Source organism: Shewanella sp. SG44-6, from assembly GCF_014164185.1.
GTDB classification, from domain to species: domain Bacteria; phylum Pseudomonadota; class Gammaproteobacteria; order Enterobacterales; family Shewanellaceae; genus Shewanella; species Shewanella vesiculosa.
Genome location: NZ_JACJER010000365.1, coordinates 1 through 266 on the forward strand (window position 1 = coordinate 1; position 266 = coordinate 266).

Sequence of the window (266 nt, forward strand, 5' to 3'; positions counted from 1 at the left end):
GCCAAAGTATTAGTTATTGGTGCTGGTGTAGCCGGTCTTGCCGCTATTGGCACAGCAGGCTCGCTAGGCGCCATAGTTCGCGCATTTGACACCCGCCTTGAAGTGGCGGAGCAAATTACCGCCGCAGGTAAAGTCCCACCAGCCAAAGTATTAGTTATTGGTGCTGGTGTAGCCGGTCTTGCCGCTATTGGCACAGCAGGCTCGCTAGGCGCCATAGTTCGCGCATTTGACACCCGCCTTGAAGTGGCGGAGCAAATTACCGCCGC

At 56.4% G+C, this 266-nt stretch carries 1 pseudogene; it reads left to right on the top strand.

Features of this window, described 5'->3' with window-relative positions:
• Positions 1 to 266, top strand: a pseudogene (locus tag H5185_RS22600) (hypothetical protein); the annotation flags it as partial.